A 15,383-nucleotide genomic window follows, 5' to 3' on the forward strand; every position below is an offset into this window, starting at 1 on the left:
GCCGACCCCCGGCCCGAGCCCATCAAGACCCGCCCGGCGCTGCAGAAGCTGGCCGACCTGGCGGCGCGGCCCTCAGCGCCCGAGCGCATGCGGCGCGAGGTGGAGGGCATGGTGAAAGCCTGGCTCGACGGGGCCAGCGCCGATCGCCGCATCGAGCTGAAGGAAAAGCTCGGCGAGATGGAAGAGCAGCTGCAGGCCGGCATCGAATCGGCCGGCGACATGATGGACGAGGTCGATGCCGACAACGCCGCCGCCAGGCGCCACGGCGACAATGCGCTGGCGGCGCTGAAGGCGGCCCGCCAGGCGCTGCTGGCGGCGGGGCTGGCGCTTTGACTGCGCCCACCTGATGCCGTCGCCGGAGTGGGTCAGCCGTTGGGTGGTACGCTGCAGCGCATCGCACCGCCGGCAGGGCAGACATTGGCTGAGGATCCGCGATGGCCACGCGACTATCGGATTGGCAGCTTTTCCGGCCGGAACTGGCCTTCACGACGCTCGACAATAATCAGGCCGCTTTCATCGGCATTGATCACAACTGCGTGCCCGGATCAGGCCGGCCACAAGTTTCGAACCCTGTGAGGCGCTTTCCCGTTCGGAGTGCCTAGACCCGCAACCACCGGCCCGCGGAGCCGCAGCATTCTCCGCCAGCCTCCGCGTGCCCATCCCCACCCCAGGCTCTGTGGACATTTATCGTGACCAGAGAACGGTCGCGGCGATGGTGATGACGGCGAGGTAGCTCCTCGCCGTTTTGTCGTAGCGAGTGGCGATGCGGCGGAACTGCTTGAGCTTGAAGAAACAGCACTCGACCAGATGGCGCTGGGCGTAGAGATGCTTGTCCAAACTGTGCTTGCGGACGCGGGACGGGTTGTTTGGGATGACGGCGAGGGCGCCTTTTCCGGCGACGCTGCGCAGTTTGTCAGAATCGTAAGAGGTATCCGCCAGGAAGATCTCCGCCGGAAGGTCGTCGATCAGATCGTAGGCTTGAGGACAATCCCCACGCTGACCAGCGGTGATGATGAAGCGCACCGGGCCGCCCAGGCCACGGACGGCCAAGTGGATCTTGGTGCTCAAGCCGCCGCGGGAGCGGCCAAGGGCCTGATCTTCAGACTCCCCTTTCTTGCCCCCGCAGCATGCTGGTGGGCGCGGACGACGGTGCTGTCGACGATCAGGCACTCGCAGTCTGGATCGCCGGCCATCGCTTCGAAGATGCGATGCCAGACGCCCTTCCGGCTCCAGCGGCTGAACCGACGAAACACGCTGTTCCAATCGCCGAAGACCTCCGGCAGGTCGCGCCAGGGCGACCCGGTCCGGACGATCCAGAGGACGCCCTCGACGAACATCCGATTGTCCCGGCCGGATGTGCCGCGGCTCCGCTCTTCGCCAATGATATGCGGCGCCATCCGAGCCCACATCCCGTCGCTCGGTACCAGCCGATCCAAAGCATCCAACGCTGCCCCCTCGCACCAGTAGACAGTCTTGAATCACTTATCCGCCCAGCTGGGAATCCAAAGAGTCTACAGCCCCCAGGCTGACGGGTTCTGTGAAGCACCCTCAGCCAGTCAAATCTCTCCGGCCAATCGATCAGCAGTTGAGTGGCACTCTTCGCCCAGTCAAGCTAGAGAGCAAGCTGCGGTAGAGGATCTCGAGGCGATAATGGATCAGAACGCAGACACCGTTCCGGACATCGATCCGCACGCCCGGGCCCTGGCTTGCGTGAGCGGCGACCGCCTGAATGTCAGGTGCCTGGGCGGGTCGGTGAATGCCGGCCGCATTTCGGCAATTGCCGTTGATCGTGACGGCGCCGAGCATCGGCTGATGGAAGATCCGGCCACCGAAGCCGCGACGGTCTATTTGAACAATCTTACGGGGCGCTTGTCTGACAAGACCCGCTCCCGGATGGCACGGTCCAAGATCAAGATCGATCGGTCGTTCGTGTTGGATCCGTCTGTTCTCTACCGATCCATCCGCGTCGTGTTTCTCGATGAGGCGTCCACAAAAGTCCCTTGGGCGACCAGGGACGCAGAACTGGACTTCTTACTGCCCAATAGCGTCGCGGAGTACCGCGACCATATCAGCTTCGACCGCCGCCGTCATAAGGACCCGGCCACTGTCCGCTTTTCGGCGCGGCAGGTGCTGGCCGATCACGAGAACAAGCTCGATCACGTTGATCCGGAAGTGCTTGGCTATATCGTCAACTCGTTCGTCATCTACATCTACAAGTCGATTGAGCTTAGGAGCACTGGGGATCTGGTGGTGCCGTCCGCCATGCTCCAGCTCGTATTCGGCGCCATCTCCCGAATGGATCCGGGAAAGACGGGCGTCCGAAGCGACAAAGATCACCTTTTCATATCAGTGAATACTTGCCTCTGGCACTTCTATATCCATAATTCGGAACCCTTGAAGGCCGAAAATTGTCTGGAAATCATTCTAGATACTTATCGTAATTCTAGCCGATTCGTGATTACTCATGGCTATAATTACTGCCTGTCAATTCTGGTTTGCGGCCTCATCCGTCTGGCGCGCAAGGTCGACGCGCCCGGACGCAATGCTCTGGAAACCGTTGTCGAGATCTTCAGGCGTTCGGTGGCTCAAGATACGCGGAACGTGACTTGGTTTGCGGAAATGGCGGATAGCCATCGCGCCGCATTGTCAGCCATTCGCGTGCTGGAGATCATCAAGCAGCGCAAGGAGCTGACCGGTTCTCTGCTGGCGGAGGCAGCGAAGCCGGGCATTCGCGTCAAGGGCGATGATTTTCAGCGCTTAGTCGAGAAAGTTATTGAGTATTTTGTCGGCCTGGGGCCGGGGGACGGCTCTCTCGTCAAATCCACCGATGCACCCCGTGTGGAAGCCAAGTGAGGCGGCACAGCGCCACGCTTGGGCCATGCGTCGTTGATCGCCGGAAGCACGTGGAGTGCCGTCGGACGTCGCTTCGACAAGAGGTACGATAACGGCGCAACGCCTCTAGCCTTGACGAAGGACGGGAAGGCAGTTGCGGCCACTGCGATGAAGCGATCGTGGACCGCCTCACGCAGGCACGCAGGCACGCAGGCACGCAGGCGGCATGTTCGCGAAAGGTTGGGAAAGGCAGCCTGCTGGACCTGCGACTGTGTCAGCCAAAACGATTTCAACCCTGCTGGCACCGCACTCCGCGGCGAAACCTTCCCAACAAGGCGTCGCGGCCCTGGGGGGGGGGTGAAAGGCTTGAGGTGGAAGCATCGAAAACCTTGATCATGCGATCAGACGAAGTCCCAGAGCATTTTGCCTTCATCCATCCGACGATGGAATGCCCTGGCTGACCAGCTCTCTCGCCAGCCGGCAACGACACCTCCGCCTCGGAGCCGCTTGCGAATAGGCTGCATCGTTAGGTTCCCTTGCCGTTCATCATGTGATTCGACGGGATGGCTGATGAGGGAGCAGCCATCATGGCGAGGGCCAGTTCGCAGGATCTGCGCAACCGCGTGATTAACACGGTGACGAGAGGCGAGGAGAGCCGGCAACCGGCGGCGCGGCGGTTTGGCGTCAGCGCCTCCTCGGCGATCAAGTGGGTGCAGCATTTTGAGCGGAGCGGCAGCCGCCAGGACCACGGCACGGGTGGGCACCGACCTTCCGCGGTGCGCCGGCATCGTGCTTGGCTGCTGGCACAGGCGACGGCCAGTCCAGCCTGACACTGCTGTCGCTGTGCCGGCAACTGCTGGGCGAGGATGGGGTGCGAGCCGGTCCCAGCATCCTCTCGCGCTTCTTCAAGGCCGAGGGGATCAGCTTCAAAAAAACCGTGCTGGCCGCCGAGCGGACCGGCCGGACGTGGCGCGCAAGCGGGCTCGCTGGCGCCGACATCAGGCGCTGATTGACCCAAGCCGTCTGGTCTTCATCGACGAGACCTGGGTCAAGACCATCATGGTGCGAACCCATGGCTGGGGGCCGCGCGGCCAGCGCGCTCAAGACCGGGCGCCGCACGGCCACTGGAAGACCCTGACCTTCTTGGCCGTCCTTCGCCACGACCGGATCGACACGCCCTGCGTGCTGGACGGCCCTGTCAGCAGCACGCTTTTCCAGGCTTATTTCAAGCATTTCCTGGTGCCGGGGCTGACGGCGGGCGACATCGCCATCCTCGACAATCTGGGCAGCCCTAACGGCCAGGCCGTCCACCGAACGATCCGGAAAGCCGGCGCCCATCTACTGTTCCTACCGCCTAAAGCCCGGACCTGAACCCGATCGAGCAGGTCTTTGCCAAGCTCAAGACCTTGCTGCGCAAGGCTTGCACGCGCTCCATCAAGGCGACTTGGCGATGCGCCGGCGCATTGCTCGATCAATTCCGTCCAAGCGACTGCGCCAACTACCTTACAAACTCAGGCTATGATCCTGCTGCGTCAATCCAATCGCAAAAGGCTCTATGCCGCCGCCCCGTCCTGCACATGCAGGCTGGCGCTGGTGGAACCGTTCCAAGTCTCGGCGCGCAAGGCGCCGGCCAGGTGCACCGGGCTGCCACGGCTGTTCAGCAGCAGCTCCGCCAGCGGGCCTTCCTTGGCGCGGAAGGACACCGCCTTCAGGCGTCCGCCGCCCTCGCCTTCCAGGAAGGCGCGGATGGTGTTGCCTTCCTTGCCCACCCGGTCGGCGCGGGCGATGCGGACACGCGGGAAGACGAAGATCGGCTCCTCGTTGCCGGCGCCGAAGGGGCCGAGGCGCGCCACCTGCTGGGCGAGCGCCGCATTCGCCGCCGGCAGCAGCAGGGTGCCGTCGACCACCAGGTCGGCGCTGCCGGGCAGCTCGGCGGCATGGGCCAGGCGCTCGTTGAGGAAGGCGTGGAAGTCTTCCCGCCGGTCGACGCTGAAGGAGAAGCCGGCCGCCATGGCATGGCCGCCGCCGGTGGCCAGCATCCCCGATTGCCGCGCGGCGATGATGGCCGCGCCCAGGTCGACGCCGGCCACCGACCGGCCGGATCCCTTGGCGATGCCCTCGGACACCCCCGCCACGCAGGTTGGACGGTTGAACTTTTCCTTCACCCGCCCGGCGACGATGCCGACGACGCCGGGGTGCCAGCCTTCGCCGACGATCAGCAGCGCCGGGTGGCCGGCTTCGGCCTGGGCCTCGGCCTGGGCGAAGGCGGCGGCCAGGACCTCGCTTTCCACCTCCTGGCGACGGCGGTTCACCAGGTCGAGGCGCTCGGCCATGACGCGGGCTTCCACCGGGTCGTCGCAGGCCAGCAGGCGCAGCCCCAGATCCGGCTCGCCGATGCGCCCCGAGGCGTTGATGCGCGGGCCGAGCAGGAAGCCCAGCGAATAGGCCGAGGGCGCGTCGCGCGCCTGGGCGACCTCCAGCAGGGCGGCGATGCCGGGGCGCTCGCCGCGGGCCATCACCTTCAGGCCTTGCGTGACGAAGGCGCGGTTGAGCCCCACCAGCGGCATGACGTCGCAGACGGTGGCCAGCGCCACCAGGTCGAGGAAGCCCAGCAGGTCCGGCGGCGCGCGATCCGCGAAGAAGCCGCTGCGGCGCAGCTCGCGCAGCGTCGCGACCGCGGCCATGAAGCCCACCGCCGCGGCGCAGAGATGGCGCAGGCCGGATTCGCAATCCAGCCGGTTCGGGTTGACGGCCGCGGCCACCACCGGCACCGGGCCCTCGGCCTTGTGGTGGTCGAGGACCACCACATCGGCGCGGCCCTCGGCGGCGGCCAGCGCGGTATGCGCCGCGATGCCGCAATCGACGCAGACCAGCAGGGTGGCGCCCTCGGCGCAGAGGGCGGCGACGGCAGTCGGGTTGGGGCCGTAGCCTTCCTTCAGCCGGTCGGGGACATAGGCGCGCACCCGGCAGCCGAGCTCGCGCAGGAAGCGCACCATCAGCGCGCCGGCGCAGGCGCCGTCGACGTCATAGTCGCCGAAGACCGCCACCTGCTCGCCGTCGCGCACCGCCTGGGCCAGCCGGGCGCTGGCGCGGTCCATGTCGATCAGCACGGCGGGGTCGGGCATCAGCGCCCGCAGCGTCGGCTCCAGGAACAGCGCGGCCTGGTCGGTGCCGACGCCGCGGGCAGCCAGCAGCTGGCCCAGCAGCTCCGGCAGCTCCAGGCGCTGGGCGATTGCCATGCCGATGCGGGCATCGCCCTGGCGCCAGACCCAGCGCCGGCCGAGGGCGGAGCGGGCGACGCCCAGCACCGCCCCCTCCCCCGTCTCGCTCGTGGTCAGGTCAATCGACAAAGGCGCTGGGCTTCAGGGAGAAGTTGTGGTGCGCCTCGATGTAGCGGACGGTGCCGGTCTTGCTGCGCATGATGATCGAATGCGTGTAGGCCGCGGCCGAGGTGCGGCGGACGCCGCGCAGCATCGGGCCGGAGGTGACGCCGGTCGCCGCGAACATCACGTCGCCCTTGGCCATGTCCTCGGCCGACAGCTTCTGGTGCGGGTCGGTCAGGCCCATCTCGCGGGCGCGGGCCAGCTGGCTGTCATCCTCGTAGAGCAGGCGGCCCTGCATCTGGCCGCCGATGCAGCGCAGCGCGGCCGCCGACAGCACGCCTTCCGGCGCGCCGCCCGAGCCCAGATACAGGTCCACGCCGGCTTCCGGCTGGCTGACCGCGATGACGCCGGCGACGTCGCCATCCGGGATCAGCATGATGCGGGCGCCGGCGGCGCGGCAGGCCTTGATGATGTCCTTGTGCCGGTCGCGGCCCAGGATGCAGACGACGAGGTCGTTGATCTCGCTTTTCTTGGCCTTCGCCAGCTCGCGCAGGTTCTCCTCGACCGAGGCGTCCAGGTCGACGATGCCGGCCGGCAGGCCCGGGCCCACCGCGATCTTGTCCATGTAGATGTCGGGGGCGTGCAGGAAGCCGCCATCCTCGGCGACCGCGAGCGTCGCGATCGAGTTCGGCCCGCCGGTGGCGCAGATATTGGTGCCTTCCAGCGGATCGACGGCGATATCGACCCGGGGGCCGCCGCTGCCGATCTTCTCGCCGATGAACAGCATCGGCGCCTCGTCCATCTCGCCCTCGCCGATGACGACGGTGCCGCTGATGGCGACCGTGTCGAAGGCGCGGCGCATGGCGTCCACCGCCGCGCCATCGGCCGCGTTCTTGTCGCCGCGGCCGATCCAGCGGCTGGCGGCCAGCGCCGCCGCCTCGGTGACCCGCACCAGCTCGAGGGCGAGGTTGCGGTCGACGGGGATGGTGTCGCGCATGGAAGCTCCTGTTTGGGCCCGGGATCTGGCCGGGGCAGCGTCAACTGCCCCGGTAACGCTCGTCACATAACGCTCGTCAGAGGGTTTCGATGCGGATCAGCGCCGGCGGCTCCAGCACCGCCTCCAGCCCGGCGATCCGGGCCAGCGCCTCGCGCATCGAGGATTCACGGCAGGCATGGGTGGTCAGCACCACCGGCACCGCCTCGCCGGGGGCGCGGCCGCGCTGGATCATCGATTCCAGGCTGACGCCATGGTCGCGCAGCACGCCGGTGACATCGGCGATGACGCCCGGGCGGTCCAGCACCATCAGCCGCAGGTAGTAGGCGCCGTGATGCGCCGCCATCGGCTCGGCGGGGATCGCCTTCAGCGCCGGGCCCGCGGCGCCCCAGACCGGCGTGGAGCGGCCGCGGGCGATGTCGATCAGGTCGGCGGCGACCGCGCTGGCGGTGGGGCCGGCGCCGGCGCCGCGGCCTTCCAGCACGACGCGGCCGACGAAATCGCCCTCGGCCACCACCGCGTTGAAGACGCCGTCGACGCGGGCGATCGGGTGGCTGGCCGGCACCATGCAGGGGTGGACGCGGGTGGCGACGCCGCCCTCGGTGCGCTCGGCGATGCCCAGCAGCTTGATGCGGTAGCCGAGCTGGTCGGCCAGCCGGATGTCCAGCGCCGAGATGGCGCGGATGCCCTCGACATGCACCGCCGGGAAATCCACCGGCCGGCCAAAGGCCAGCGCCGCCAGGATCGCCAGCTTGTGCGCCGCGTCGATGCCGTCGATGTCGAAGGACGGGTCGGCCTCGGCATAGCCGAGCTTCTGCGCCTCGGCGAGCACGTCGCCGAATTCGCGGCCCTGCTCGCGCATGCAGGTCAGGATGTAGTTGCAGGTGCCGTTCAGGATGCCGGTGACGCGGCGGATGCCGTTCGCCGCCAGCCCCTCGCGCAGCGCCTTGATCGCCGGGATGCCGCCGGCCACCGCCGCCTCATAGGCGAGCGTCGCGCCGGAGGCCTCGGCCCGGGCGGCGAGCGCCGTGCCATGCAGCGCCAGCAGCGCCTTGTTGGCGGTGACCACCGGCTTGCCGGCGGCCAGCGCGGCCTCGACCAAAGCGCGGGCCGGGCCCTCGCTGCCGCCGATCAGCTCGACGATGACATCGGCCTGGGCGTCGGCGGCCATGGCCACCGGGTCCTCGTACCAGCGCAGCCCCTCGAGCGAGACGCCGCGGTCGCGGTTGCGCTCGCGCGCGGCGACGGCGGTGACGACGATCGGGCGGCCGGCGCGGGCGGCGATCAGCTCGGCATTGTCGCGCAGCAGGGTGAGCAGGCCGGCGCCGACCGTACCCAGGCCGGCGACCGCGACGGAAAGCGGACGGGTCATTCTTTTACCAGTTCAGCGGGAGCGGAATCGGCGGCCGCGACGGGCCCGCCATTGTCGGTGGCCAGGAAGCTGCGGATGCCGCGCAGCGCCTGGCGGATGCGGTGGGTGTTCTCGACCATGGCGATGCGGACATGGGTGTCGCCATGCTCGCCGAAGCCGAGGCCCGGGGCGACGGCGACCTTGGCCTTCGCCAGCAGCAGCTTGCTGAACTCGACCGAGCCCAGGGCGCGGAAGCGCTCGGGGATCTCGGCCCAGACGAACATGCCGGCCTCGGGCACGGGGACGTCCCAACCGGCCTGCTTCAGGCCCTTGACCAGCACGTCGCGGCGCTCGCGATACAGCTTGCGCATGTCGTCGATGCAGTCCTGCGGCCCGTTCAGCGCCGCGGTGGAGGCGACCTGGATCGGCGTGAAGGCGCCGTAGTCGAGGTAGGACTTCACCCGGGTCAGCGCCGAGATGAGGCGGCGGTTGCCGGCCGCGAAGCCCATGCGCCAGCCGGCCATGTTGTAGGTCTTCGACATCGAGGTGAATTCCACCGCGATATCCTTGGCGCCCGGCACCTGCAGGATCGAGGGCGGCACCCGGTCGCCATAGTAGAGCTCGGCATAGGCCAGGTCGCTCAGCACGAAGATCTCGTGCTTCTTCGCGAAGGCGACGATCTCGCGGTAGAAATCGAGCTCGGCCATCAGCCCGGTCGGGTTGGACGGGTAGTTGATGATCAGCGCCGTGGGCTTGGGCACCGAATGGCGCACGGCGCGGTCCAGCGCCTGCAGCATGGTCTCGTCCGGCGTGTGCGGCACGCTGCGCACCGAGGCGCCGGCGATGATGAAGCCGAACTGGTGGATCGGGTAGCTCGGGTTGGGCACCAGGATGGTGTCGCCCGGCGAGGAGATGGCGGCCGCCAGGTTGGCCAGGCCTTCCTTCGAGCCCAGCGTCGCCACCACCTCGGTCTCGGGGTCGAGCTCGACATCGAAGCGGCGGGCATAGTAGCCGGCCAGCGCCCGGCGCAGCCCGGGGATGCCCTTGGAGGCCGAATAGCCATGGGTGTCGGGGTTCTGCACCGCCTCGATCAGCTTGGCCACGATATGCGGCGGCGTCGGGCTGTCCGGATTGCCCATGCCCAGGTCGACGATGTCCTCCGCGGCGGCGCGTGCCTTGGCCTTTGCCTGGTTCACCTCGGCGAAGACATAGGGTGGCAGGCGGCGGATGCGGTGGAAGTCCTCGGTCATGACCTGATGTCCAATAGAGACGACGAGAAAAGACGGCGCGACGGCGCCAGGATAGGGCAGATCGCCCCCTGGCGGGAGGGGCCGCCCCGGAAGCGTGGCGTCAGAGCCGCGGCGGCGGCGGCACCCCTGCCGGATCGGGGGCGGCGGGCGCCGGGCCCAGCCCGCGGGCCGGCGGCGGCGGGCCACCCGGGGACGGCGCCAGCATCTCGGCCGGCGGCAGGCCGGGCGCGCGGCCGGGATCGGCCGGCAGGGCCGGGTCGCTGGGCAGGTTGCCCTCGCCCGGCGCCATCGGCCGGATCGGGGGCGCGCTGGCCAGGCGCGGCGGCGTCGGCGGGTTCAGCGGGATGGCGGTGTCGCCCTGGCCACCGGCGGGCGGCGGCGGCACCGGGCGGCCGGCGACGACCGGCTCGCGCGACTGGCCGCGCGCCTCGGCCAGCGCCGCCGACAGCGCCTCCCGGGCCGAGGCGGTGCCGCGCGGCGGCTGCGGCGGCACCGAGGCCAGGTTGGGATAGGCGCCGTCGGTGCCCGGCGGCAGGGGGCGACCCTGCAGCGGCTCGCCGAAGGCGTTGTTCCAGAATTCGCGCGGCCCCTCGGCCGGGGAGCCGACGCAGGCAGCCAGCAGCGGGGCGGCCAGCAGCGCCAAGGCCACGATCCGCGTCGCGGCGCGCGGCCTGCGGCCCGGCTCGGTCATCTGCTGCATCGCTGTGCGGCCCTTTCACCCAGGCGCGCCGAGGACGTCCCGGGGCCTCCCTCGGGGATTAGCCCGAAAGCGGGGGGGCGCGAAAGTGCGGCGGCAGGCGCCCTGTCCGGGCCCGCCGCGAAGATTGACCCAGAAGAATGGCTTTCACCGCCGGCTGCGGCCATGATGCGGGGGGCGCAAGCCCCAAGGCGCCATTCGAGCGCGGTCAGATTACCAGGACAGCAGCGGCGCCGATGGCGCGGAGGAACGCATGGCTCAGGACGACACCCCCCAGGACCCGGCCGCCTTCCGCATGCCGGATCCCGCTCTGGTGTCGCGCACCATGGCCGATGTGGCGGAGCGCGGGCAGCGCATCGTCGCCGATTTCCTGAAGCGCCAGGGCAGCGAGGCGGAGGCGACCCCCGGCAGCCCCGACCCCAGCCATATCGGCAGCGCCTTCATGGAGATGACGGCGCGGCTGATGGCCAATCCGGCGCGGCTGGTGCAGGCGCAGCTCGGCTTCTGGCAGGACTATCTGACGCTGTGGCAGAACACCGCCCGGCGCATGTGGGGCGATGGCGAGGTCAACCCGGTGATCGCCGAGGACCCGAAGGACCGCCGCTTCAAGGACGAGGCCTGGCGCGAGAACGAGGTTTTCGACTTTATCAAGCAGTCCTACCTGCTCTCGGCCCGCTACTTCACGAACGTCGCGCATGCGGCGGACGACCTGAAGCCGAAGACCGCCCAGAAGGTCGATTTCTACACCCGGCAATTCGTCGACGCGATGAGCCCGTCCAACTTCCTGATGACCAATCCGGAAGTGCTGCGCCGCACCGCCGAGACCGGCGGCGAGAACCTGCTGCGCGGGTTGCAGAACCTGCTGTCGGACCTGGAGCGCGGCAAGGGCAAGCTGCGCATCCGCACCACCGACGAGAGCAAGTTCAAGATCGGCGAGAACATCGCCGTCTCGCCGGGCAAGGTTGTCTTCCAGAACGCGCTGATGCAGCTGATCCAGTACAGCCCGGCCACCGAGACGGTGCTGAAGCGGCCGCTGCTGATCGTGCCGCCCTGGATCAACAAGTTCTACATCCTCGACCTGCGCCCGAAGAACAGCTTTGTCCGTTGGGCGGTGGCCCAGGGGCATACGGTGTTCATGGTCTCCTGGGTCAATCCGGACGAGACGCTGGCCCAGAAAAGCTTCGACGACTACATGACCGACGGCGTCTATGCCGCGCTGGACGCCATCCAGCAGGCGACCGGCGAAAAGGCCATCAACGCCATCGGCTATTGCCTGGGCGGCACGCTGCTGGCGTCCACGCTGGCGCATATGGCGGCGAAGAAGGACACGCGGATCAAGTCGGCGACCTTCTTCACCACCATGGTCGACTTCGCCGAGGCCGGGGAGCTGTCGGTCTTCATCGACGAGGAGCAGCTGCAGTCGCTCGAGGACCGCATGCAGAAGCGCGGCTACCTGGAGGGGCGGGAGATGGCCACCACCTTCAACATGCTGCGGGCCAACGACCTGATCTGGTCCTTCGTGGTGCAGAACTACCTGCTGGGGCAGGAGCCCTTCCCCTTCGACCTGCTCTACTGGAACGACGACAGCACCCGCATGCCGGCGGCGATGCACAGCTTCTACCTGCGCCGCATGTACCAGCAGAACGACCTGGTGAAGCCGGGCGCGGTGACGCTGGGCGGCGTGCCGCTGGACCTGACCAAGATCAAGGTGCCGGCCTATATCCTGTCGACCCGGGAAGACCATATCGCGCCCTGGAAGAGCACCTATCGCGCGACGCAGATCTACCAGGGGCCGGTGCGCTTCGTCCTGGCCGCCTCCGGCCATATCGCCGGCGTCGCCAATCCGCCGGAATCGGGCAAGTACAGCCATTGGGTGGCCGAGAGCCAGCCGCCGGAGCCCGATGCCTGGTTCGCCGGCGCCACCGAGCTGGCCGGGTCCTGGTGGCCGGACTGGCACCGCTGGGCCTCGGCGCTGGACAAGGCGCAGGTGCCGGCGCGCATCCCCGGCAGCGGCGGGCTGCCGGCGCTGGAAGAAGCGCCCGGCAGCTATGTCAGGGTCATCGCCACGGATTGATGTCTTGCGGGGGGAGCGGACGCTGTCCGCTCCCCCCGTGGCTCAATCCTGCGGCGCCAGCTCCTGCTCGACCAGCGAGGCCCAGAAGGCGATGCCGGTCGGCAGCAGCCGGTCGTTGAAGTCGTACTTCACATGGTGGACGGGGAACTTCTTGTCGTCATCCACCTGGCCCAGCCGGATGAAGCAGCCCGGCACCGTGTTGGCCATATAAGAAAAGTCCTCGCCGCCCATGGTCGGGTTGCGCTCGCGGATCAGCTGGTCCTCGCCGGACAGCGCCACCGCGGCCAGGCGGGCGCGCTCGACCGGGGCGTCGCTGTTGACCACCGACGGATAGCCGCGCTCGTAGTCGATGACGATGCTGGCGCCATGCGCCTCGGCGGTCGCGGTCGCCACCTGGGTCAGCAGGCGCTGCATGGCGTCGCGGGTGGCGGGCTTCAGGGTGCGGATGGTGCCCTGGATGACGACCTCGTCGGGGATGACGTTGCAGGCGGTGCCGCCATGGATGCTGCAGAGCGACAGCACCGCCGAATCCAGCGGGTCGACGCGGCGGGCGACGACGCTCTGCAGCGCCACGACCACGTGGCTGGCGACCAGCACCGGGTCGATCGCCGCATGCGGCCGCGCGGCATGGCCGCCCAGGCCCTGGATGCGCATGGTCACGGTGTCGGCGGCGGCGTTGGTGATGCCGCGGGTGACGGTGAACTTGCCCAGCGGCATGGCGGAATCATTGTGGATGCCGAAGACGGCGTCGCAGGGGAAGCGGGTGAACAGGCCTTCCTCGACCATCACCCGGCCGCCACCGCCGGCTTCCTCGGCGGGCTGGAAGATGAAGTGGACGGTGCCGTCGAAGTCGCGGGTCTCGGCGAGGTAGCGGGCCGCGCCCAGCAGCATGGTGGTGTGGCCGTCATGGCCGCAGGCATGCATGACGCCAGGGGTCTGGCTGGCATAGCCGAGGCCGGTGGCCTCGGTCATCGGCAGGGCGTCCATGTCGGCGCGCAGGCCGATGGCGCGGGGGGCGTTGCCGCGGCCCTTGCCGCGCAGGGTGCCGACCAGGCCGGTGCCGGCGATGCCGCGGGTCACCTCGATGCCCCAGCTCGCGAGCTTCTCGGCGACGAAGTCGCTGGTCTTGAATTCCTGGAAGGACAGCTCGGGATTGGCGTGCAGGTGGCGGCGCCATTCGGTCGCGTCGGTGGAGATGGTCTCGACGCGGTTGTCGTTTTCGCTCGGCATTGCGGCTGGTCCAGCTTTGTGGTGCCGGGAGCCTGTCCCTGTTGGGTTGCTTGGGCAACCTGTCCGGGTCGATTTTATGAAGGCGGGGTCCGGGGGGATACTATCCCCCCGGCCTTCGCTTGCTTTGCTTAGCGCGCCGCCATCGGCCGACGACGCGGCCCATCACCACCGCCGGCGCCCGCCGCCATCGGCGTGCGCGGACCGCCGCTGCGCGGCGCGCCCCCGGGGGCGCCACCGGGACGGCGGCCACGCGGCTTCGGCTTGGCCTTCGGCACCACGGACGCGGCCTCGGCGCGGCCGGCGTCGCTGCGGCGGTCCTCGGCCGGGATGCGCATGGCGATCAGCTTCTCCACCGCCTTCAGCTTCGCGACCTCGTCCGGCGCGCAGAAGGTGATGGCCTCGCCCGAGGCGCCGGCGCGGGCGGTGCGGCCGATGCGGTGGACATAGGCCTCGGGGGTGTCGGGCAGGTCGAACTGGAAGACATGCGTCACGCCGTCGACGTCGATGCCGCGGCTGGCGATGTCGGTCGCCACCAGGATCGGCGCGCGGCCGGTGCGGAACTCGGACAGGGCGCGCTCGCGCTGGCCCTGGCTGCGGTCGCCATGGATGGCGTGGGCGTTGATGCCCTCGGTGTTCAGGTGCTTCACCACGCGGTCGGCGCCGTGCTTGGTGCGGGCGAAGACCAGGGCGCGGCCGATGCTGGGCTGGCGCAGCAGCTCGGTCAGCAGGATGCGCTTCTGGCTGGCATCGATGTGGATCAGCTTCTGCTCGACGCGCTCGGCGGTGGAGGCCACCGGGGTCACCGAGACCCGCGCCGGCTCCTTCAGCATCTCGTTGGCGATCTTGGCGATCTCGGCCGGCATGGTGGCGCTGAAGAACAGCGTCTGCCGGTTCTTCGACATCATGCCGGTCAGCTTGCGGATCGCCGGCCAGAAGCCGCGGTCCAGCATCTGGTCGGCCTCGTCGAGCACCAGCACCTCGACGCCCTGCAGGCGGCAGGCGCCATGCTGGACATGGTCGAGCAGCCGGCCCGGGGTGGCCACCAGGATGTCGACGCCACGGGCCAGGTCGCGGATCTGCGGCTTGGCGCCGACGCCGCCGAAGACGACGGTCGAGGTCAGGCCGAGGAAGCGGCCGTAGCTGCGGACGTTCTCGTGGATCTGCGAGGCGAGCTCGCGCGTCGGCGACAGGATCAGGGCGCGGCAGCCGCCACGCGGGGCCGGCGCCTTGCGGTCGGCCAGGTGATGCAGCAGCGGCAGGGCGAAGGCGGCGGTCTTGCCGGTGCCGGTCTGGGCGATGCCCAGCAGGTCGCGGCCCTGCAGCACCAGCGGGATCGCCTCGGCCTGGATCGGGGTGGGGGTGGTGTAGCCCTCGGCCACCAGGGCGCGCAGCAGGGGTTCGGCCAGGCCGAGGGAAGCGAAGTCGGTCATCGAGACATCCAGAATCGGGCGCATGCCTGAGGCCGCGCCGGGGGCGGGTCAGGACGCCCCGCGTGGATGGGTCGTACCGAGGGAGAGTTCCGGGGGCGTAAAGCCCGGGGCCCTGGCCTGGGCGGCCGCTTGAAGAGCGAGCCTACCGTTCACGCGACCAAAGCGCGCCGGAATCACCCTGGATCAGATCCATCACGATGCC

Annotated in this window: 11 protein-coding genes and 1 pseudogene; 4 read left to right on the plus strand and 8 right to left on the minus strand. The window is 68.9% G+C overall.

Annotated elements, in window-relative coordinates; genetic code table 11:
• A partial coding sequence (locus tag GVN67_RS10800; protein ID WP_408906351.1) for a hypothetical protein occupies positions 1-333 on the plus strand: 333 nt, incomplete at its 5' end.
• 351 nt (positions 334-684) lie between these two features.
• On the opposite strand, the gene GVN67_RS10805 is transcribed toward GVN67_RS10800, so the two are convergent.
• Positions 685-1,445 (minus strand): IS5 family transposase gene (locus tag GVN67_RS10805; protein ID WP_159995690.1). Its coding sequence is split into 2 segments (ribosomal slippage): positions 685-1,104 and positions 1,107-1,445, totalling 759 coding nucleotides; the frame shifts between segments, so codons are not numbered across the junction.
• Positions 1,446-1,650: 205 nt separating this feature from the next.
• Here GVN67_RS10805 and GVN67_RS10810 point away from each other — a divergent pair.
• The gene (locus GVN67_RS10810; protein WP_159995692.1) at positions 1,651-2,853 is read left to right on the plus strand and encodes a hypothetical protein; all 1,203 of its coding nucleotides are present in this window, start codon (positions 1,651-1,653) and stop codon (positions 2,851-2,853) included.
• A gap of 566 nt (positions 2,854-3,419) precedes the next feature.
• A pseudogene (locus GVN67_RS10815) lies at positions 3,420-4,358 on the plus strand (IS630 family transposase); the annotation flags it as partial.
• 27 nt (positions 4,359-4,385) lie between these two features.
• On the opposite strand, the gene recJ reads toward GVN67_RS10815, so the two are convergent.
• The 5 genes from recJ to GVN67_RS10840 all read right to left on the minus strand — a co-directional run bounded on the left by recJ (position 4,386) and on the right by GVN67_RS10840 (position 10,450).
• Entirely contained in the window at positions 4,386-6,182 is a 1,797-nt protein-coding gene (gene recJ, locus GVN67_RS10820) for a single-stranded-DNA-specific exonuclease RecJ (RefSeq protein ID WP_235035232.1), read from the minus strand.
• Entirely contained in the window at positions 6,172-7,152 is a 981-nt protein-coding gene (glpX, locus tag GVN67_RS10825) for a class II fructose-bisphosphatase (RefSeq protein WP_159995694.1), read from the minus strand. The genes recJ and glpX overlap by 11 nt, the downstream gene beginning before the upstream one ends.
• A 76-nt stretch (positions 7,153-7,228) precedes the next feature.
• On the minus strand, positions 7,229-8,521 hold the full coding sequence (locus GVN67_RS10830) for a homoserine dehydrogenase (RefSeq protein WP_159995696.1): 1,293 nt from the start codon (positions 8,519-8,521) through the stop codon (positions 7,229-7,231).
• Positions 8,518-9,750 (minus strand): LL-diaminopimelate aminotransferase, encoded by a 1,233-nt coding sequence (locus GVN67_RS10835; RefSeq protein WP_159995698.1) that lies wholly within the window; start codon positions 9,748-9,750, stop codon positions 8,518-8,520. The genes GVN67_RS10830 and GVN67_RS10835 overlap by 4 nt, the downstream gene beginning before the upstream one ends.
• Before the next feature lie 100 nt (positions 9,751-9,850).
• Complete coding sequence (locus tag GVN67_RS10840; protein ID WP_159995700.1) at positions 9,851-10,450, minus strand: hypothetical protein; 600 nt, start codon at positions 10,448-10,450, stop codon at positions 9,851-9,853.
• A gap of 250 nt (positions 10,451-10,700) precedes the next feature.
• Here GVN67_RS10840 and GVN67_RS10845 point away from each other — a divergent pair, with 250 nt between their 5' ends.
• Positions 10,701-12,521 carry an alpha/beta hydrolase gene (locus GVN67_RS10845; RefSeq protein WP_159995702.1) on the plus strand — a complete coding sequence of 607 codons (1,821 nt, stop codon included), beginning with the start codon at positions 10,701-10,703 and terminating at the stop codon, positions 12,519-12,521.
• A 42-nt stretch (positions 12,522-12,563) separates the two neighbouring features.
• On the opposite strand, the gene GVN67_RS10850 is transcribed toward GVN67_RS10845, so the two are convergent.
• Complete coding sequence (locus tag GVN67_RS10850) at positions 12,564-13,751, minus strand: M20 aminoacylase family protein (RefSeq protein ID WP_159995704.1); 1,188 nt, start codon at positions 13,749-13,751, stop codon at positions 12,564-12,566.
• A gap of 128 nt (positions 13,752-13,879) precedes the next feature.
• Positions 13,880-15,205: a DEAD/DEAH box helicase gene (locus tag GVN67_RS10855; RefSeq protein WP_235035233.1), complete on the minus strand. Its 1,326-nt coding sequence runs from the start codon at positions 15,203-15,205 to the stop codon at positions 13,880-13,882.
• Positions 15,206-15,383 lie beyond the last annotated feature (178 nt).

The organism is Roseomonas sp. 18066 (genome assembly GCF_902706185.1).
Taxonomy (GTDB): domain Bacteria; phylum Pseudomonadota; class Alphaproteobacteria; order Acetobacterales; family Acetobacteraceae; genus Pseudoroseomonas.

Bases quoted from the DNA above. Each gene is read 5' to 3' on its own strand.
- GVN67_RS10850 (WP_159995704.1), bottom strand. From the start codon at position 13,751: ATGCCGAGCGAAAACGACAACCGCGTCGAGACCATCTCCACCGACGCG.
- glpX (WP_159995694.1), bottom strand. From the start codon at position 7,152: ATGCGCGACACCATCCCCGTCGACCGCAACCTCGCCCTCGAGCTGGTG.
- GVN67_RS10835 (WP_159995698.1), bottom strand. From the start codon at position 9,750: ATGACCGAGGACTTCCACCGCATCCGCCGCCTGCCACCCTATGTCTTC.
- GVN67_RS10845 (WP_159995702.1), top strand. From the start codon at position 10,701: ATGGCTCAGGACGACACCCCCCAGGACCCGGCCGCCTTCCGCATGCCG.
- GVN67_RS10855 (WP_235035233.1), bottom strand. From the start codon at position 15,205: ATGCGCCCGATTCTGGATGTCTCGATGACCGACTTCGCTTCCCTCGGC.
- GVN67_RS10840 (WP_159995700.1), bottom strand. From the start codon at position 10,450: ATGCAGCAGATGACCGAGCCGGGCCGCAGGCCGCGCGCCGCGACGCGG.
- GVN67_RS10810 (WP_159995692.1), top strand. From the start codon at position 1,651: ATGGATCAGAACGCAGACACCGTTCCGGACATCGATCCGCACGCCCGG.
- GVN67_RS10830 (WP_159995696.1), bottom strand. From the start codon at position 8,521: ATGACCCGTCCGCTTTCCGTCGCGGTCGCCGGCCTGGGTACGGTCGGC.